Annotated in this window: 16 protein-coding genes; all 16 read right to left on the bottom strand. The window is 48.3% G+C overall.

Features of this window, described 5'->3' with window-relative positions:
• Window positions 1-251: 251 nt before the first annotated feature.
• The 16 genes from rsmB to QFZ81_RS12685 all read right to left on the bottom strand — a co-directional run bounded on the left by rsmB (window position 252) and on the right by QFZ81_RS12685 (window position 19,063).
• On the bottom strand, window positions 252-1,670 hold the full coding sequence (rsmB, locus tag QFZ81_RS12760) for a 16S rRNA (cytosine(967)-C(5))-methyltransferase RsmB (RefSeq protein WP_307606886.1): 1,419 nt from the start codon (window positions 1,668-1,670) through the stop codon (window positions 252-254).
• 65 nt (window positions 1,671-1,735) lie between these two features.
• Window positions 1,736-2,713, bottom strand: coding sequence for a methionyl-tRNA formyltransferase (gene fmt / locus QFZ81_RS12755; protein WP_307602988.1), 978 nt, complete (start codon window positions 2,711-2,713; stop codon window positions 1,736-1,738).
• On the bottom strand, window positions 2,710-3,192 hold the full coding sequence (def, locus tag QFZ81_RS12750) for a peptide deformylase (protein ID WP_307443760.1): 483 nt from the start codon (window positions 3,190-3,192) through the stop codon (window positions 2,710-2,712). Before def ends, fmt begins: the two co-directional genes overlap by 4 nt.
• A 41-nt stretch (window positions 3,193-3,233) precedes the next feature.
• Window positions 3,234-5,747, bottom strand: coding sequence for a primosomal protein N' (gene priA, locus QFZ81_RS12745; RefSeq protein ID WP_307443763.1), 2,514 nt, complete (start codon window positions 5,745-5,747; stop codon window positions 3,234-3,236).
• Window positions 5,747-6,967, bottom strand: coding sequence for a bifunctional phosphopantothenoylcysteine decarboxylase/phosphopantothenate--cysteine ligase CoaBC (coaBC, locus tag QFZ81_RS12740; RefSeq protein ID WP_307602987.1), 1,221 nt, complete (start codon window positions 6,965-6,967; stop codon window positions 5,747-5,749). The genes priA and coaBC overlap by 1 nt, the downstream gene beginning before the upstream one ends.
• Window positions 6,968-7,035: 68 nt before the next feature.
• A complete protein-coding gene (rpoZ, locus tag QFZ81_RS12735) occupies window positions 7,036-7,263 on the bottom strand; it encodes a DNA-directed RNA polymerase subunit omega (RefSeq protein ID WP_171648715.1) in 228 nt (75 codons plus the stop codon).
• Window positions 7,264-7,902 (bottom strand): guanylate kinase, encoded by a 639-nt coding sequence (gmk, locus tag QFZ81_RS12730; protein WP_307443767.1) that lies wholly within the window; start codon window positions 7,900-7,902, stop codon window positions 7,264-7,266.
• Window positions 7,892-8,152, bottom strand: coding sequence for an extracellular matrix/biofilm regulator RemA (gene remA, locus QFZ81_RS12725; RefSeq protein WP_009672664.1), 261 nt, complete (start codon window positions 8,150-8,152; stop codon window positions 7,892-7,894). The genes gmk and remA overlap by 11 nt, the downstream gene beginning before the upstream one ends.
• Before the next feature lie 33 nt (window positions 8,153-8,185).
• Window positions 8,186-9,058, bottom strand: coding sequence for a YicC/YloC family endoribonuclease (locus QFZ81_RS12720; protein ID WP_307602986.1), 873 nt, complete (start codon window positions 9,056-9,058; stop codon window positions 8,186-8,188).
• Window positions 9,059-9,099: 41 nt separating this feature from the next.
• The gene (locus QFZ81_RS12715) at window positions 9,100-10,974 is read right to left on the bottom strand and encodes a bifunctional homocysteine S-methyltransferase/methylenetetrahydrofolate reductase (RefSeq protein WP_307602985.1); all 1,875 of its coding nucleotides are present in this window, start codon (window positions 10,972-10,974) and stop codon (window positions 9,100-9,102) included.
• Window positions 10,975-11,009: 35 nt separating this feature from the next.
• Window positions 11,010-11,840, bottom strand: a complete 831-nt coding sequence (gene dapF / locus QFZ81_RS12710) for a diaminopimelate epimerase (RefSeq protein ID WP_307602984.1) — start codon at window positions 11,838-11,840, stop codon at window positions 11,010-11,012.
• A gap of 110 nt (window positions 11,841-11,950) precedes the next feature.
• Window positions 11,951-13,045 (bottom strand): GerAB/ArcD/ProY family transporter, encoded by a 1,095-nt coding sequence (locus QFZ81_RS12705; RefSeq protein WP_307602983.1) that lies wholly within the window; start codon window positions 13,043-13,045, stop codon window positions 11,951-11,953.
• A 29-nt stretch (window positions 13,046-13,074) separates the two neighbouring features.
• The gene (locus QFZ81_RS12700) at window positions 13,075-13,293 is read right to left on the bottom strand and encodes a hypothetical protein (protein WP_307443820.1); all 219 of its coding nucleotides are present in this window, start codon (window positions 13,291-13,293) and stop codon (window positions 13,075-13,077) included.
• A gap of 6 nt (window positions 13,294-13,299) precedes the next feature.
• The gene (locus tag QFZ81_RS12695; protein ID WP_307606884.1) at window positions 13,300-14,523 is read right to left on the bottom strand and encodes a Ger(x)C family spore germination protein; all 1,224 of its coding nucleotides are present in this window, start codon (window positions 14,521-14,523) and stop codon (window positions 13,300-13,302) included.
• Entirely contained in the window at window positions 14,507-16,111 is a 1,605-nt protein-coding gene (locus tag QFZ81_RS12690; RefSeq protein ID WP_307443823.1) for a spore germination protein, read from the bottom strand. The genes QFZ81_RS12695 and QFZ81_RS12690 overlap by 17 nt, the downstream gene beginning before the upstream one ends.
• A gap of 159 nt (window positions 16,112-16,270) precedes the next feature.
• A complete protein-coding gene (locus tag QFZ81_RS12685) occupies window positions 16,271-19,063 on the bottom strand; it encodes a calcium-translocating P-type ATPase, SERCA-type (RefSeq protein WP_307602981.1) in 2,793 nt (930 codons plus the stop codon).
• Window positions 19,064-19,212: the final 149 nt, after the last annotated feature.

Genomic DNA, 19,212 nt, shown 5'->3' with positions numbered 1-19,212 from the left:
TCCCCGTGGTTAGCAGCTGCGGACGATAGGCATTTGCCTGGCCGAGCAACCGTCAACACCAACCCAGACAACCCGAGCATTACCTGCAAAAAGTGCAGCTAAATCGAATACTTAGCCCTTTTTGAGGCAATTACCTGTAAAAAGTGCAGTTGATTAGATGAAATCAGCTTAATTTCCCGGTTCCCTCGAAATTAACTGTAGTAAATACAGTTAAAGCAAGAAGAACCGTTGCTTAGCCTACGGCTGACAAGCTATACACGTTTGCGCAGCCGTGCGATGAAGAAACCGTCGGAATGAAACTGCTGCGGCAGGATTTGCACCATACCGGCTGCGGCAGCCGCAGGGTCAATCCTTGCGAAAACATCCGCCGGCAGCGGTGCTAGCTCAAACTCGCTATGCTCGGTGAGGAAGCGCTCAACCATGCCCGCGTTCTCTGCATGCTCAATCGTGCACGTGCTGTAGACCAGCACGCCGCCCGGCTTGAGCAGCCTATGCACTTTGCTCAGAATAGCATGCTGCAGTTCGCTAATCGCGTCAATCTCCGCCTCCTGCTTCGCCCACTTAAGGTCAGGCTTGCGGCGAATGACCCCAAGGCCCGAGCAGGGCGCATCGAGCAGGATGCGGTCAAATGACTCCGCCGCAAAATGTTCGTCCAGCTTCGCAGCATCCATCACCAGCGTCTGGATCGACGTCAGTCCCAGACGCTCCGCTTGATCTGCGATCAGCTTCTGCTTGTGCTCATGCAGATCACAAGCCCAGATCTTGCCCACATCGTCCATCATCTCGGCGATATGCGCGGTCTTGCCGCCAGGGGCGGCGCAGCAGTCCAGCACCGTCATGCCTGGACGCGGATCCAGAGCCTCGGCGACGAGCATCGAGCTCTCGTCTTGAATCGAGAAGTCCCCATGCTGGAAGCCGGGGACTAATGCCATGTTCCCGGCCCCCTGCACGAGGATGCCGGCCGGGGCCAGCTCTGACGCTTCCGCGCTGAGGCCGCTGCCTTGGAGCTGCTCCAGCAGCTCCAAGCGACTGCGGCGCCTCGCGTTCGCGCGAATGCTGACGTGCGGCGGCTCATTGTTCGCCGCACAGATCTGTTCCGTCAGCTCGGCACCCAGCTGACGGATCCACCGGCGCACGAGCCATTCCGGATGGGAATGGCTCAGCGCGATGCGCTTCACGTCGCCGAGCGCAGCCGGCAGCGTGAGCTCGGCTTTGCTGCGGATCACCGCGCGGAGCACGCCGTTGACCATGCCCGAGATGCCTTGATGGCCTCGGCGCTTCGCGATATTGACCGCTTCGCTCACGACCGCATGGTCAGGGATGCGGTCCAAATAATGCAGCTGATAGAAGCTCAGCCGCAGCAAGCATCTCACCCAGGGCTCGAGCTTCGCGAGCCCCTTGCTGACGAAACGCTCCAAGAAGAAATCGATCGTATTTTTCCGTCCGATGGTCCCATAAACAAGCTCCGTCGCCAGTCCCGCATCCGCCCGTTCAAGAGCATGCTTTTGCAATACCTGGTTCAGCAGCAAATTGCTGTACGATTGATTTTCTTCAACTCGAATCAACACATCCAGCGCCGCATCACGGGCAGAATGCTTAACAGCGCTGCTCTTCGCAGCGCCTGAGGATGATTTTGGAGCAAAGGGCTTGCCGGCCCCCTGCGATTTCATAAGTCCGTTTTGCGGACGATTTGGTTTTTGCGTTGACAAATCGAATACCTCATTTTTTAGTTGCTTTAGTTACTGTGTCCGAATACCGTACCAGCTGGGATTTGCACACCTCGTACGAACTCTGACACGGGCATCGCCTTTTTGCCTGAAGGTTGGATCTCAGTCAGCCACAGCGTACCTTCACCCGTCATCACTTCAATGCCCTGCTCACTACTGCCAAGTACAGTTCCAGGAACAGGTGCATCTCCGCTGATTCCAGAGAAGCTTCGGCTTCTTGGCTCCGAAGAACTTTTCGGATTCGCGCTCGCCCACACTTTCATAACTTCCCCGTTCCAGAGCGTGTAAGCGCCGGGGAAAGGGTTTAAGCCGCGTACTTGATTCCAAAGCTGGGCGGCAGAACGCGACCAATCGATCAATTCGTCCTCCCTGCGGATATTCGGAGAATAAATGGCATCTGCCTCATTTTGAGCGACAGCCTGGATACGTCCTGCCAGTAAATCAGGCAGTGTACGCTTAAGCAGATCAGCACCGGCTATGCTTAGCTTTTCAAATAATGAGCCCGTCGTATCCGTATCTTCAATCGGAAGCTCCACCTTTGAAATCATATCGCCGGTATCAAGACCTACGGCCATGTACATAATCGTAACGCCAGTTACGGCTTCCCCCCGAAGCACAGCGTGATGAATCGGCGCTCCGCCTCGATATTTGGGCAGCAGCGAAGCATGGATGTTAATACACCCGTACTGCGGCAGGTCCAAAACCGCTTTGGGCAAGATCTGTCCGTAAGCGGCTGTCACAATCAAATCCGGTTTTAATTGTCTCAAAAGCTCAACCGAATCCGCTTGACGCAATTTCTCCGGCTGAAGGACCGGAATCCCATGCTTTTCTGCTACCACCTTAACCGGTGGCGGCGTCAGGACGCGCTTGCGTCCTTTCGGCCGATCCGGCTGTGTGACAACCGTCGTCACGTTATAGCCTTCCTCCAAGAGAAGACGCAAAGAGGGTACTGCGAAATCAGGCGTGCCCATGAAAATAATGTTCACTCGGAATCTTCCTCTTCTTCAGCCGTATACGTTTTGGTTGCAAGATCCGTAAACAGAACACCGTTCAAGTGATCAATTTCATGGAAAATGCAGCGAGCCAGCAAATCCGTACCCGTCACTTCAATCGGATTCCCATGACGATCTTGGCCTTTGGCCGTAACATGGAGCGGCCGAAGTACATCGCCGCGAAGTCCGGGAATACTTAAGCAGCCTTCCGGCCCCATTTGTTCACCACTTGAAGTGACAACCTCAGGATTGACCATTTCAATCAATCCACCGTGTTCTTCTCCGCAATCCATGACGATAACGCGTTTAAGAATACCGATTTGCGGGGCAGCAAGGCCTACGCCCTCAGCTTCATACATCGTGTCTGCCATATCATTAAGAAGTTTATGCAGATTGGAATTAAATTTCGTAACCGTGATGGCTTTCTCACGCAGCACTGGATCTGGATCTTTAACAATAATACGAATAGCCATAATGTGCACCTACCTTTGAAGTCTTCTCTATTTGGGGTTCATTACATCAAATATTGCGGGTCAACATCCACGCTAATCAGCAGCTTTTCTTTCGCTGAGCGCTCTTCAAACCAAGCTACTGCTTTAGCAACGATCTCTGCAGCCTGATCTTCCCCCCGATATTTTACCACGCATTGGAATCGATATCTATCTTTGATTCGCGAAATCGGCGATGCAACAGGTCCTAACACATCCATTTGAAAAGATTGATCCGTGGACAACGTGTTCGTAAACAAATCAACCTGTTGGGCTCGATACGGAAGAGCAATCTCTTTCAGTCTCGTTACAAAAGCCTCCGCAGAACGTACCAAGAGCGGGACTTGCTCATGCGAAAAAGTGACCAGAATCAAACGTTGATAAGGCGGATAGCCTAAATTTGCACGTATATCAAGCTCATGGTTCGCAAAAGCGATATAATCGTGCCTGCTTGCATATTGCACACTGTAATGTTCAGGTGTGTATGTCTGGACGAACACTTCCCCTTGCTTTTCATGACGACCCGCCCGGCCTGCAACCTGTGTTAATAACTGAAAAGTCCGCTCCGCTGAACGGAAATCCGGCAGATTAAGTACCGTATCCGCTGCAATAACCCCCACTAAGGTCACGTCAGGAAAATCCAGCCCTTTGGCTACCATCTGCGTGCCAAGCAGCACATCCGCCTGCTTCTCGCGAAACATCGTCAGCCATTTTTCATGTGAACCTTTCTCCGTCGTGGTATCTACATCCATGCGGATGACCCGAATCCCGGGGAAAATCTTACTAAGCTCCTCTTCAACACGCTGTGTTCCTGTTCCAAAATGACGAATATGCTCCGACTGACAGCTAGGACACTGCGTAACCTCACGCTCCGCATAGCCGCAATAATGACAACGCAGCATGCGCGAGCTTTGATGATAGGTTAGTGAAATATCACAATGCGGACATTGCGAGACGAAACCGCATGTACGGCACATAACGAACGTCGCATACCCACGCCGATTCAGCAGTAAAACAATCTGTTCTTTCTTTTGTAACCGATCTTCGATCGCTTTATACAAGGAACGGCTGAACATAGAACGATTTCCGTTTTTCAGCTCCTCACGCATATCAACAATAGCTACTGGGGGCATCGGTCGGCTGGCCACGCGTTCCCGCATCGTCAACAACCGAAAGGGAGGTTTATCCCTGTCGCGGCGTCGCCTTGTTTTCTCGATACTTTCAAGAGAAGGAGTTGCGGAACCGAGTACAACGACGGCGTTTTGCTGCTTCGCTCTTTGAACCGCCACATCACGGGTGTGATATTTGGGGCTCTCCTCTTGCTTATAGGAAGATTCGTGCTCTTCATCAATGATAATAAGGCCAATTCTCGTAAAAGGAGCAAAAATCGCCGAACGAGCGCCGATTACAACCTTCACTTGCTTACGCATAATTTTGCGCCATTCGTCGTACCGTTCACCATTCGATAACCGGCTGTGTAGGACGGCGACCAAATCGCCAAACCGCCCTTTAAATCTTTCTACCATCTGCGGCGTCAGTGAAATTTCAGGAACGAGCACAATCGCTTCTTTATCCATATCCAAGCACTGCTGAATGGATTGTAAATAGACTTCGGTTTTACCGCTGCCCGTAACCCCATGCAGCAGAAATACCTCATTCCGTTCCTCCGCTACAGCATCCCTAATTTCCGCAAAGACACTGCTCTGTTCTTCCGTTAAAGGAAGCGGCTTCGTCCGCGTGAAAGCACGACCCGCATAGGGGTCGCGCATCACTTCGACCTCACGCAGCTCAATCCACCCGCGATCCGCCAAGCTTTTGACCGTGCTTGCGCCGACCTCCACCGTTTCCATCAGCTCCGTAAGCCGAATCGCGTGTGGATGCTCCATCAAATATCGCAGCACATCCTGCTGTTTGTTAGCTCTGGCAGGAAGCTCGGCCAAAGCCTCTTCCAATCCACTGCCTCCAACTGGAGGGAAAACGGTCAATGCCTTCTTGGTGTTCATTCGGTCTTTGACCACTTGTACTTCCGTTAGGATACCTGCGCTCAGCAGTTGTTTAATGAGGGCGCCGTCAGTTGCAAAACGCTCCATCAAAGCATCCATCGAGACTGAACCTTTGGACTTAACGAAACTAACAATCTCTTGGAGATCCGACATGTCCAGCAGCGATTGCTCGCCAGACTCCTCCCCGACCCCGATCGCACGTTCATATTTCGCTTTAAGCGCAGCGGGCAGCATCGCCTGAAGTGCCGTAACTTCATGGCACAAGTACATGCGGCTGACCCACCTCCCCAGACTCACAAGTTCCTCCGTGAGCGGAGGAACCAAGTCCAGGACGTTCTGAATCGGCTTAATGCGAGTCACATCCACCTGCGTTTCCTCAAGCAGTTCGACGACAAAGCCTTGCAGCACCCGAGGGCCGAAAGGTACGCCAACGCGACTGCCCACTTCAACCCATTTGCTCAGTGATGCGGGTACTTCATAGTCGAATGCCCGGTTCGTTTGTTTCGCTGGGACATCGACAATGACTTTGGCGTACATCAGGATTCCCCCGCTGCGGTATGCATACGATCCGCCGCAAGCTCGAGCAGTCTACGTGCCACATCTTTCTTACTTTGTATAGGAAGGGCCTCTACAAGCCCATTACGATCATAGAACCGGACCACGTTCGTATCTCCGCTAAAGCCCGCACCCTCCTGTGATACATCATTACCAACGATGAGATCACAGTTTTTACGGTTCAGCTTGTCCATCGCATGCTCGTCTAAACGTTCCGTCTCCGCAGCAAACCCGATGATGAACTGATGCTTTTTGAGCATACCGATTTCCTGTAAAATATCCGGATTTTTAACCAGCTCTAGCGTTAGCGATTCCGACTTCTTTTTGATCTTTTGCTCTGAAATAACCGTTGGGCGGTAATCGGCAACCGCAGCGGCCTTAACAATGAGGTTACTCTCAACCAAATGAGCTAGCACGGCCTCTCTCATATCCAAAGCAGACTGAACATTGATAAGCTGAACGCCATCAGGCGCGGATAAAGCGGATGGTCCTGATATCAACGTCACCTTGGCTCCCATACGCACCGCTTCTTCAGCGATAGCGTAGCCCATTTTGCCGGAGGAGTCATTCGTAATGTACCGTACCGGATCAATACGTTCAACGGTGCCACCGGCAGTCACAAGGACACGTTGTCCTTCTAAGCGCCTTGGCTCCCCCTTAAAATACTGCTCAACCGCAGCAAGAATCTCCTCAGGTTCAGCAAGCCGTCCTTTTCCAACGTAACCGCAAGCTAATTGCCCTTCTCCCGGTTCAATAAACCGCACTCCACGGCTTAGCAAGGTCTGCATATTATGCTGTACAGCTGGATTCGCATACATATGCACGTTCATTGCAGGCGCTACCCATATCGGTGCCATGGTTGCAAGCAGCGTCGTACTGAGCATATCATCGCCAAGACCAAGCGCTAGCTTGCCAATCATATTCGCCGTTGCAGGCGCAACAAGCACGAGGTCAGCACTATCCGCCAAGTTGATATGCGATACAACCGAAGGGTCTTTCTCATCAAAGGTATCCACAAAAACATGATGACGTGACAGCGTTTGAAACGTTAACGGCGCTACGAATTCAACAGCTGATTTGGTCATAATAACACGCACAATTGCACCAGCTTGTGTCAATTTACTCGTTAAAGCAGCAGCCTTATAAGCGGCAATGCCTCCGCATACGCCGAGCACAATCGTTTTACCATGCAGTACACTCATAGGTATCCCCTTTCTACGCACAATTTGAGAAAAAAATAACAACCACTAGGGTTGTTGGGTAAACCAATTTATTTCTTCTGATATTTCTCAGTCTCTGTCGTCTCAATTTTTTCATAACCGATGTAGTTACCATATAGCTCTTCTAACGCAACACCAACATGTTTGTGGGCCTTTTGGCCTTTCAAATTTGATTTAGCGCCATCACGCAAGGATCTTGCTCTTTTGGAAGCAGCTACAACCAGTGAATACTTGCTATCCACGATATCAAGCAGTTTATCAATTGAAGGGTATAGCATTCAATTCACCTCATCCATCCATTGTACGATTTTTGGATACATCCGATCTTTTTTGCAATGTTCTGCTAAGAGAATCGCTTGTATTTTGGAACAAGCCGTTTCTACATGGTCATTCACAATCGCATAGTCATAGTGCTCCATCAAGCGAATTTCGTCTATAGCCACCGACATGCGGCTGCGAATGACTTCATCCGTCTCCGTACCACGCGTTACAATGCGATTCTCAAGCTCATCTAGAGAAGGCGGCAGCAAGAAAATGAAAACACCTTCGGAAAACTTTTGTTTAACTTGCAGAGCACCCTGCACTTCGATTTCCAAGATGACATCTTGACCGGAGCGCAGCGTTTCCTCAACAAAACGTCTCGGAGTGCCGTAGAAGTTACCTACATATTCAGCCCATTCCAACACTTCATCCGTTTCGATCATCTGTTGAAATTGCTCCCGCGTTTTGAAGAAATAGTTCACACCATCCACTTCCCCTTGTCTAGGAGAACGGGTTGTGGCCGATACCGAGTAGACGATATCCGGTGAGCACTTGCGCAGCGCGGCGCAAACGGTTCCCTTGCCGACACCGGAAGGACCGGATAGAACAATCAGAATGCCTCTCTCACGCTCAAGGGTATTCGTATTACTCGTCATGATCATCGTCCTTGTTGGAAAGTCTATGCGCTACCGTCTCTGGTTGTACTGCCGACAAAATCACATGGTCGCTGTCAGTGATAATAACGGCACGGGTTCTTCTACCATATGTAGCGTCAATCAGCATGTGACGATCACGCGCTTCTTGAATGATCCTCTTGATCGGAGCCGATTCCGGACTTACGATCGAGATAATGCGGTTCGCCGATACGATGTTGCCGAACCCGATATTAATTAATTTGATAGCCATTACGACTTCCTCCTCGCGAAGCTCCATGCCGCTTCACTCGATATTCTGTATTTGTTCGCGCATCTTCTCAAGCTCTGCTTTCATCGTAATCACTCTAGCCGTAGGCTCCGAGTGATTGGACTTGGATCCGATCGTGTTCACTTCTCGATTCATTTCTTGGATCAAGAAATCCAACTTTCGACCAACAGGCTCTTTCTCTGTAAGCAATTGATCACATTGCTCAAAATGACTTTTCAGTCGAGTTAATTCCTCATCCACATTCGAACGATCTGCGAATATCGCAATTTCTGTCGCTAAGCGCTGCTCATCCACAGGCGTCTGATCCTGTAGAAGAGACTGAATTCTGTTCGTCATCTTAGCCGCATAGTCTTGAACCACCTGAGGTGCCAAAGCTTCCAATTCCACATGGATTCGCTTCAGTTCCGCCAAGCGCTCACGAATATCTTGCTCCAGAAACGCTCCTTCCCGCAGCCGCATGTCGGATAATCTGGCAACGGCCTCCTGCAAGCAGGCGCATAATTCCTGTTCAATCTCTTCATCAGGTTCCTTACGCGACTCCTTCATCTGAATGAGATCCGGAAGTTTCAATAAATCATTGAGCTCGACCTGCTCGGCATACCCATAACGCTCCTTCAACTGCTCCGCAGCCTGTAAATAGGCATCTGCCAAAGCAAAGTTAACCGTTACGCTCTTCGGGGAAGCCGTTTCACGTTCCGCCGTGACGAAGACGTCTACCCGTCCTCTCTTCACCGCTTGCAGCACCGTTTTCTTCAAAGCGTCTTCAAAAGCCGTCCATTCCTTCGGCAGTCGAATCGACACTTCACTATACCTATGATTGACCGATTTCACATCGATAAACACGTTGTATCCCGCAAAAGAACGATTCGCTTGTCCGAATCCGGTCATACTGCAAATCATCCTTATCACATCCATTAACCTATTTTAATTCATTTTGAAAGTGGGTACAAGTGGAAATCATGCCGATTCGACTTTTCCCATACATACTTGGTCAGGTCTACGCACATCTCATAGGCCAGAAAAGGGGTCATCAGATAGATGCCATTAAAGAAAGGCATTGCTGCATCCAGCAGCTCTTTGGCAATCTCAACGCCCATTGCCCGCCCTTCTGGACCCTTGAGTCCATTCATGCGTTCTCTCACTTCATCGGACAACCGAATACCTGGAACTTCATTGTGCAGATATTCAGCGTTCCCTCCGCTAGCCAGCGGAGCAATACCTATGAAAATCGGTATATTTAAATGCTTCGTCGCTTCATAAATTTGTTCAATCAGCTTGGCGTCGTAAACGGGCTGCGTCATGATGTAATCGGCGCCTGCCTCAATTTTGCGTTCCAAGCGCTGAACCGCTTTGTCCAGATGCTTCACATTCGGATTAAAAGCAGCCCCTACAACGAAGTTGGCCTTCTGCTTTAGCGGCTTACCCGAGAAGGCAATGCCTTCATTAAGCTGCTTAATCATCCGAATAATCTCGAATGAGGTCAGATCGTAAACGGAGCTAGACCCAGGGAGATCGCCGAATTTGGCGGGATCGCCGGTCACGGCCAGCACGTGGTCTATGCCCAGCGCGTGAAGACCCATCAGATGGGACTGTGTCCCAATCATGTTGCGGTCACGGCACGCGATGTGGATCAGCGGACGCGCGCTTAAGCGTTCCTGCACGAGGTAACCGAGGGCCAGATTGCTCATGCGCGTCACGGCCAGTGAATTGTCGGCCATCGTAATGGCGTCGACATGCGCATCCTGCAGGGCCTTCGACCCCTGCATAAATTTCTCGATGTCGAGATCCCGAGGGGGATCCAGCTCGACAATGACGGTTTTGCGCTGCTTCACGATTTCGAGCAGCGAAGGTTTGCCTGCCGGCGGCGCAGGCTTCGCCGGAGCGGGCTCGCTCACGCGCACAGGTCGCGCCGAGGCCATCGTACCAGGCGCTGCCGGGACGTAGCCTTGCAGCGCATTGGCGACGGCGGCGATATGCTCCGGCGTGGTGCCGCAGCAGCCGCCGATGATGCGCGCGCCGAGGTCGGCGAAGCGCAGCGCGCTCTCAGCGAAGTACTGAGGCGTCGCCGCATAGGTGTAGTGCCCGTCGACGTAGTCAGGCAGCCCCGCGTTCGGGAACGCGGAGAACGGGATGCCAGCGATCGGAGTTAACTTCTCCATCGAACGGAGAATCCCGTTCGGGCCGACGCGGCAGTTGAAGCCGATGACGTCAGCCCCGTCGTTGCGTAACCGTTGGAACGCTTCTTGCAGCGGAACGCCGTCCTGTGTGCTGCCGGTGCCTTCGTTAGCGAACTGACAAATGACAGGCAGCTCACTCATGCTGCGAATGATGCGCAGCGCAAGCTGCAGCTCTTCCAAGTCGTAGAAAGTCTCAAGCAAAAGCCCGTCCACAGGCGAATCCAGTAAGATGCCAATCTGCTCGCGGAGTGATTCCTCAACATCCGTCGTACGAACGTTTTTGCGCTTGCCCGCACGAATAGATCCAATAGCCCCAACGACATATGCTTCGTCGCCAACCGCTTTTCTGGCTAGCTCAACACCTGCGCGGTTAATGGCTTCAACATCGCCTTCTAGTCCGTACTTGGATAATTTTTCGCGATTAGCCGAGAATGTATTCGTTTCAATAAGACGCGCACCTGCCTCAAAATAACGGCGGTGCACGTCAGCAACCGTTTCCGGTCTAAGCAAATTCAATTCTTCATAAGAAATGCCGACAGGAAATCCCATCTGATATAAATAAGTCCCCATAGCGCCGTCACCGACCAAAATGTCCCGCTGCAGCGCCGTACGAAGATCCAATTTCATGATAAATTCCCCACCTACTAAAAAATGTAATTAACTTAAACCGTGCCCGTAAACACTTCTTCCGCAGGTCCAGTCATATAAACATGGTTATCCGCTTCATTCCATTCGATAAACAACTCTCCGCCTTTGAGCGAAACCATCGCTTCGCGATCCGTTAAACCGTTTAACACAGAGGATACAAGCGTTGCACAAGCGCCAGTTCCGCAAGCAAGTGTAGGACCTGCTCCCCGTTCCCAAACGCGCATATCCGTGTAAGCACGATTTTTCACCGTTACGAATTCGACATTGATTTTACGCGGGAACATCGGATGAACTTCAAGCTTCGGCCCCCATGTGGCAAGATCGAAATTCACAGCATCCTCCACATAAATGACACAGTGCGGATTCCCCATCGAAACAGCTGTAAAACGAAATTCTTTCCCGTCAACTTCAATCGGGTAATTGATAACTTTAGCTTCATCGACCGTAGTTGGGACTTGAAGGCCTTTCAGGATCGGTTGACCCATATCTACGCGAACAGTCCGAACTTTGCCATCTTGTACATTTAATTGGACCTTTTGTACGCCTGCGCCAAGTGTTTCAACGGTAATCTCCGTTTTATCAATTAGCTTATGATCGTATACATATTTAGAAACGCAGCGGATGGCATTGCCGCATTGCTCGGCTTCAGATCCGTCGGAGTTTATAATGCGCATTTTGAAATCAGCATTGTCAGAAGGAAGAATATAGACAATACCGTCGGCTCCAATACTAAAAAAACGATTGCACAGCTGGATCGCACGCTGATCTGCATCAGCAGGAAGTTCATTCTCACCAGCTACTACGATAAAATCGTTGCCTAGACCATGCATTTTTGTGAAATTCATTGTTAATAGCACTCCCAGTATGCGGTTTAGCCATTATCATAGCGTAAAAGCTTCAAGATGCATAGTCTTTTTGACACAAAAGGTCAATAGAATGGGGTTTAAAGCACTTATTAGGAATATCTTTTCCTCTTGATTAAAGCAATCCCTAGAAGCAATAAGGGGAAGAAAAGTCCAAAAGTTAGGGCAAACAACGGCCAAATCTTGATGTCAAATGATATTAGATAGCTTATATTGGGTGAAATGATGATGGAAGCAGAATAGAGGATCATTCCCATAGGTAGTGCCATTGATCGATAATCGGAAAGTTTCAAAGTCTGTGAAAGACTAGAGATTAATATATAAAAACAAAGAATCAACTTTAGAAAAATGCTTATAAACCAAATAGCGGCTATGATAACCTCAACTCTCTGAATGATTTCGGTTATTTTAATTTTTTTGGCCAATTCAAAGCTTGAATACAAATTGCTGGCCGTGTTCTCCGCTCCCAAAACTAAAAGGCAGAGAAATGTAATGACGAACAAAATGAGTCCTCCATTGAACGTTCCCTTCAAAAATGCTCTTCCTGCTGCCTTTGGCTCCTTCACAAGCGGAAAGATCATCAAAAATAGAATAAGTTCCATGAAGGGGAAAGCAATATAGGGGTAAGAGGCGTTTAGAACGGGCTTTATTCCTTTTGCCAAAATCGGTTGCAGATGTTTGAATTCAAAATTGGGGACGAGCAAAATGACGAACAGAACAAAAAGAATAAGAATCCATGGATAAAAAAGGTCCACGGTACGGGCTATGTTGGAAGGGCCATAACGCACACCTATAACTACAATGCATAGATATACGATATGTATCGCTTGAATCGGAGTTTCCGGTAATAAGGCAGAGGTTAGAAAATCACCGAGATTTCGCAAGACGAGAGTAGTTAAAATGAAACAGTAAAAAACCATCAACAAAGACACGCATGAACCAAGCCAAGAACCTAAAATGTCTCGACTTAATTCCACCAAGCTCCTGCCGGGATACAGATGGCCAAGCGCATTGTATATCCATACAAGTAAAAGACCAGCTATAATGCCGACAATAGCGGAAATCCAACCATCTTGTTTAGCTTCAGAAGCAAGTATCGTCGGAATCAATATGATGGAGGTACCAATAATAAAGATGGACACCATTTTTTTAAATTGATTGGCTTGAATCATCTCGTTTTCCAACATTGGGTTCACAGTCTCGCTTTCATATTAGCCTATCCGCCTTTGCTGATGGGTCCATAAATTTTCTTAATCCATTCTAAAGGTGTTTGGACTTCTACTCCCAAACTCACTGTTATACCTAATGTAAGCCCGGCAAAAAGCAAGATAAAAAATGTCCATAGCTCCCTGCGCTTTTTACTTTTCATAAGTGATGGCACTTCGATAACTATCATCATGATACTAATCGCCAAAAACGCAGCTACACGCCACAATGGATGCTACTCCCCCATTCTTTCGTAAAAAGATTTTGATGTTTTAAACATTTGCTTGATTTTCACTTCGATTTGAACATCTACTTGCAACGAGGACATCCTTTCATCCCAATTATCTTTTGCCTTCTCCCAATATTCAGGGAAATTACGTTCGACTTCTTCGCCAAATCCGAAAATATCAGACTTATACTGGGTTTGTACCGTTTTTATCGCAGCTAGAATGGAAGCCTTTATTTTGTTTTGCGTTAATTGTTCCATTTGTAAGATGGAAGACGGCTTCGTTAAGTCCATGGGACATTGAGCGTCGGTCACTGCACCTTCCGCTTTTATTTTCAGGCTAATAATAGGCTTCCCATTTTTCATGACAACCTGCGTTTTGTTCTTGGTACGCATTAACTCCACCGTCATGTGGTTCTCTTCATTAGGACAAGTCAGCAGAACTGCAGTGCTTTTCACCTCCCCTTGGGTATAATTAAATCCCATGCTTTCCTCCTCGTTTAACCAACCCAAAAGCTTATCTTTTTTGAAAACAGCGATCCCGAAGTATTTGATTCGGGCAGGCGAGAAAATTTTTTCTACATTCCCTTTATCATTGCCGACCTGGGGGTCACCATTTAGCGTAATTCCTGTCAACACGGCTTCCTTTCCTTTACTGATGATATTAGAAGTAAAATCGTCAATTTTAACCGCTGCAGTCGCCCCCCATGCTTTCGATGAGACTTCTAGGGAAGCATTCATTTTCGTGGCCGGCGTTTTTTCCAAAGGGGTGAACACTTTAAGAATGTCTTGCGCCTCAGCTCCCCGAGCAATGATGACATAAAAGTCTTTGCGATATTCATGATCTCTTGAGATGTGATCCAGTACCCGACCCACGCCCTCCCTTGCGAATTTTTCTCCGAAAATAAGGATCTGCATTTGTCCTACATAGATTTTTCTTGTGCTTCTCGTCGTCATTCTTCTTGCCACCTCCTGAAATCCGTCTCCCTTTTCTTGAAACAAAGTGACCGGAGCAACGGAAGAAGAACCTCCCTCTTTACCCGAAATGGCTCCCGCGTTCAGAATCTGATTGGAAATCATAATTTGCTTGCCATTCTTATCCACACCAATAGCAACGGTAACTGCGAGATCATTCAACTCGCGACGATTCCAACACCCGGTTATAAGCACCATGCAAACGAGAGTAACAAACGTTACATAAAGACTTCTTTTCGTATTAAACTCTCCCTTCAGGGTCTGGGTCCGTTGTAGACGAATGACTCTGACGAATCTGGTTTTGCTTACTCGCAGTCACAGGACGTGCATTCATTTTCCACCAAGGAACACGTATCCCCCCATCTTTTAAATCATCTGTTAAAACAGGAGCGTATGGAGACATGTAGGGAACTCCAAAAGAATTTAATTGACAGAGATGTTGGGCGATCGCGATGATCCCTGCAATGATACCAAACAAACCGAAGGAAGCCGCTAGGATCATAATCCCAAATCGTAAAATTCGAATGGGAATAGCCATGTTGTAGGCCGGAATTGTAAAACTGGCAATCGCGGTGATGGAGACAACGATCACCATGGCGGCCGATACGATTCCGGCTTGTACGGCTGCTTGACCAATGACCAGCGCTCCAACAATGGAGATCGACTGTCCAACTGCTCTAGGTAACCGGACTCCTGCCTCGCGCAAAAGTTCGAAGGTTAATTCCATCATTAAAGCTTCAACAAATGCGGGGAATGGTATTCCTTCCCGCTGAGCCGAAAGACTAATCAATAATCGCGGAGGCAGCATGTCATGATGAAACGTTGTAATCGCAATGTACAAGGGGGGTCCCAGCAGGGCAATCAGCAAAGCTGAATACCGCAGAAGACGCAATAGGGTAGAAATATCGGAACGCTGATAATAGTCTTCCGCAGACTGAAAAAATTGCGGAAATATAGCTGGAACCAAGAGAACAAACGGCGTCCCGTCCACAAGAATCGCAACACGCCCCTCCAAAAGTCCAGCCGCAATCACATCAGGTCTTTCAGTGTTATAGATCGTGGGAAAAAGTGTAAATGTCTTATCCTGAATCAATTCCTCGATATAGCCGCTTTCCAAGATGCCATCTATTTGAATACGTCCAATTCTGTCACGAACCTCTTTCACCACGTGGTCTTTTACTATGCCATTGATGTATACAATAGAAACGCTGGTTTTCGTGATTCGACCGACAATAAATCCCTCTATCCAGAGGTTAGGATTTTTAATCTTTCGCCGAATTAATGCAATATTTGTTGTTATATTTTCAGTGAATCCATCCTTGGGACCTCGTATCACCGTTTGGGAGCTCGGCTCCTGAATGGGGCGATCTTCCCAGCCTTTTGAAGTAATGATTAAACCCTGATCATAGCCTTGGCATAAGAGAACGGTGTCTCCACACAAAATACCTGACAGCAGCATATCTAGGTTTAATCCATCATGAATTCCGCCAACGGGCAGCAGCAGCTGTTTAAATTCATCTAAATGATTTCCTTCTGGCGATTGTAGACCCGAGAAATGCTGGTTCTGATCTAATGCCATCAGGGGTTCTATTATAAATTGATTAATTAATTTGACATCGGCTAGTCCACTAGCATAGATAATGGCCACTTCGACAGCGTTGGAACCCTCGGAACGCCATTCTCTAACCACGATATCCGCGCTGTTTCCAAAAGTCTGTTTGATCCTTTGAATGTTTTCCTTAAGATCCTTTTTTAAACTCAGTGAATCATCGTCGCCTGGTTTTTGCTTATGATGGGTTAGCACACTTAATTTGAACTTATTGGATAAAAATTTAATAATTCCCATGATGTGGTACGCTCCTTCCATGCTTGTACATAATTTCACCAATAGGTTATTATTTCATACACTTACATTGCCCCGTCTCATCCCCACCCAGCAAACTTGCTACTTTGCCTTATTAACGAAAAAAACCGCCCAAAGGCGGCTTTTAATGTATACATCTATTCATCTAAAACTTGGCTTGGAAGAATTATACGAAACAGAACGTGAATTCTTGTTGCGTTTTGGCGACAGCACACTGCCCAGCCCCATTAAGAAGGTCGGAATGCCAGCGGCGATCAGAACCAGAATCCAATCCTTCCAACCAAGTGGAACCGTTTTGAAGATAGGTTGAAGAGCTTCCACATACATAACGGCCAGCATCAATATAAGCGAGGAAAGCACAGCGAGAACAAGGTAACGATTTTGAAAAGGATTACGGTGGAAAATAGAGCGTGAACTGCGGCAATCAAATACGTGAATGAGTTGAGCCATTACCAAAGTGGCAAATGCGATGCTTTGCGCTTTCAGCAGGGTCTCGGCATCAGTTGGGTTGACTCGTAATACGAGCCAGAAAGCACCCAAGGTGCAAACGCCGATAAGAATACCTCTGGAAATAATTTTCCAACCTAATCGTCTTGCGAAAATATTTTCTTTCGCCGAGCGCGGCTTGTGCTGCATCAAATCCTTTTCCGCTTGATCAACACCTAGCGCCATAGCAGGAAGGCCGTCGGTGACAAGATTCACCCATAGAATTTGAATAGGTACAAGCGGCAAAGGCAGACCGGCCATCATCGCAATGAACATCGTCATAATTTCGCCCACATTAGAGGCAAGCAGATACCGAATGAATTTACGAATATTTTCATAAATACCGCGTCCTTCTTCAATCGCTGCAACGATCGTGGAGAAGTTATCATCACTGAGAATTAAAGACGAAGCTTCCTTGGATACATCCGTCCCTGTAATCCCCATCGCAATGCCGATATCCGCAGCTTTGATCGCTGGCGCATCGTTCACGCCATCCCCTGTCATGGCCACTACATGCCCTTTGCGCTGCAAAGCTTTGACGATACGCAGTTTATGCTCAGGGGATACCCTCGCATACACATAGGTATCATTCACTTTAGCATCCAGTTCATCGTCAGAGAGACCCGCAATCTGCTGACCACTCATACTGACTCCATTCGCAGGAAGCATGCCAAGCTGCTTAGCTATCGCCTCAGCTGTTGTCTGATGGTCCCCTGTAATCATGACCGTTTTGATGCCTGCTTTACGGCACTTCGAGATCGACTCACGAACTTCTTTACGCGGCGGATCAATCATGCCGGTTAATCCGACAAAGATCAGACTGTTTTCCACATCATCGTATTCCTCGTATCGGTCACTGCTCTTAAGTTCTTTGTACGCAATCCCCAACACCCGCAGAGCGGATTTGGCCATTCCTTCATTTGCAGATATCACTTTCTGTTTAAGTGTAGATGTGAACGGAATTACCTTTCCATCCCAAAGAATGTAGCTGCAGTGTTGAATTAGAACATCAGGAGCTCCCTTCGTGCAAGCCATGCGACCATGCTCTGAAGTCACAAGTACAGACATTCTTTTGCGATCAGAGTCAAAAGGAAATTCGGCGATACGCTTATACTTCTCGCTTAGCGATTCCTGGGTAATGCCACTTTTCGCACTCAGGACAACTAATGCGCCCTCAGTTGGATCCCCTTTGATGTTCCAAACAGAGACGACGCCGTCTTTGCCATCCTTGCCCTTCTTCCGTTTCAACTCCTGCTTTTCCTCATACAAAGTTGCATTATTACAAAGCACGGACACGTGAAGCAGTTTACTGAGTGATGGATTCTTAAGCGCATCGGTGTTTTGTCCACTTAATTGGATATCCCCAACCGGCGTATAACCGTCACCCGTCACTTCCAACACGTCGCCGCCCACCCATAAATGGGTAACCGTCATTTTATTCTGAGTCAGCGTTCCTGTTTTATCAGAGCAGATGACCGAGGCACAACCTAAAGTCTCTACAGAAGGCAATTTCCTTACAATGGCTTTACGCTTAATCATTCGCTGTACGCCGAGTGCAAGCGCAATGGTTACTATAGCCGGAAGTCCTTCAGGAATAGCGGCGACGGCTAAGCTGACACCGGCCAGGAACATCGCATAAGGTGGTTGTCCATGCATAATACCTGCGATAACAACAAGGACTGTCAAAGCAATCGCGACAATGATCAGAATCTTCCCAAGCTGTTCCAAGCGATGCTGAAGCGGCGTTTCCATTGATTCTGTATTTTGAATCAGATCAGCGATTTTTCCCATCTCCGTGCTCATCCCGACACGAACAACAATGGCTTTGGCTGTTCCACGCGCGACCATCGTACCCATGAAACCCAGATTACGCTGATCCCCAAGAGGTACTTCATCGTTAGATATAGCCGATGTTATTTTACCGACGGCTACCGACTCCCCTGTTAAGGCTGACTCCTCGATATATAAGCCATTTGTTTCCAGAAACCGCACATCTGCCGGCACCCGGTCGCCACTTTCGAGCAAAATAATATCGCCTGGAACCAAATCGCGAGCCGGTATTTGATGAATAGCCCCTTCTCTCCAAACGTTTGCGTTAGGGGCTGACAGTTCTTTAAGTGCACGTAATGAACGTTCCGCCCGAAATTCCTGTGTAAAGCCAAGAATGCCATTCATCACAATAATGACGATAATGGTAATGGCATCTAAATATTCACCCAACAAGCCGGAAATCAAGGTCGCCCCCAATAAGACCAGCACCATGAAATCTTTGAATTGATTCAAAAGCAGTGTAATCGGAGAAACACGCTTCCCTTCGGAAAGCTCGTTTCGACCAACTTCTGCCTGTCGCTTCCAAGCTTCCTCCCAGGGCAATCCTTGCTGCATGTTCACCTGCTGTGACTGCAGGACTTCCTCCGACGTCAACTGGTACCAATTATTCTGACTCATCCGCCTTTCTCCCTCCCACTTCCACATAATCTCGCCATTAACTCATAAGTAAATGTATTCAGACAAGCAGGAAAATATCCCTGAAATCATCTTTCTTGCCGACTAACGCTTAAGTTTTTGTGAAAAGTATGGCATCATAGAGGTTAGCA

This window comes from Paenibacillus sp. V4I9, from assembly GCF_030817295.1.
Lineage (GTDB): Bacteria > Bacillota > Bacilli > Paenibacillales > NBRC-103111 > Paenibacillus_E.
This window is presented reverse-complemented; position numbering and strand designations above follow the sequence as displayed.

Coding starts and splice junctions, on each gene's coding strand:
- QFZ81_RS12685 (WP_307602981.1), bottom strand. CDS start 19,063: ATGAGTCAGAATAATTGGTACCAGTTGACGTCGGAGGAAGTCCTGCAG.
- dapF (WP_307602984.1), bottom strand. CDS start 11,840: ATGAATTTCACAAAAATGCATGGTCTAGGCAACGATTTTATCGTAGTA.
- remA (WP_009672664.1), bottom strand. CDS start 8,152: ATGGCTATCAAATTAATTAATATCGGGTTCGGCAACATCGTATCGGCG.
- gmk (WP_307443767.1), bottom strand. CDS start 7,902: ATGACGAGTAATACGAATACCCTTGAGCGTGAGAGAGGCATTCTGATT.
- QFZ81_RS12720 (WP_307602986.1), bottom strand. CDS start 9,058: ATGACCGGATTCGGACAAGCGAATCGTTCTTTTGCGGGATACAACGTG.
- coaBC (WP_307602987.1), bottom strand. CDS start 6,967: ATGAGTGTACTGCATGGTAAAACGATTGTGCTCGGCGTATGCGGAGGC.
- rsmB (WP_307606886.1), bottom strand. CDS start 1,670: ATGAAATCGCAGGGGGCCGGCAAGCCCTTTGCTCCAAAATCATCCTCA.
- rpoZ (WP_171648715.1), bottom strand. CDS start 7,263: ATGCTATACCCTTCAATTGATAAACTGCTTGATATCGTGGATAGCAAG.
- def (WP_307443760.1), bottom strand. CDS start 3,192: ATGGCTATTCGTATTATTGTTAAAGATCCAGATCCAGTGCTGCGTGAG.
- QFZ81_RS12690 (WP_307443823.1), bottom strand. CDS start 16,111: ATGGGAATTATTAAATTTTTATCCAATAAGTTCAAATTAAGTGTGCTA.
- QFZ81_RS12715 (WP_307602985.1), bottom strand. CDS start 10,974: ATGAAATTGGATCTTCGTACGGCGCTGCAGCGGGACATTTTGGTCGGT.
- QFZ81_RS12705 (WP_307602983.1), bottom strand. CDS start 13,045: ATGTTGGAAAACGAGATGATTCAAGCCAATCAATTTAAAAAAATGGTG.
- priA (WP_307443763.1), bottom strand. CDS start 5,747: ATGTACGCCAAAGTCATTGTCGATGTCCCAGCGAAACAAACGAACCGG.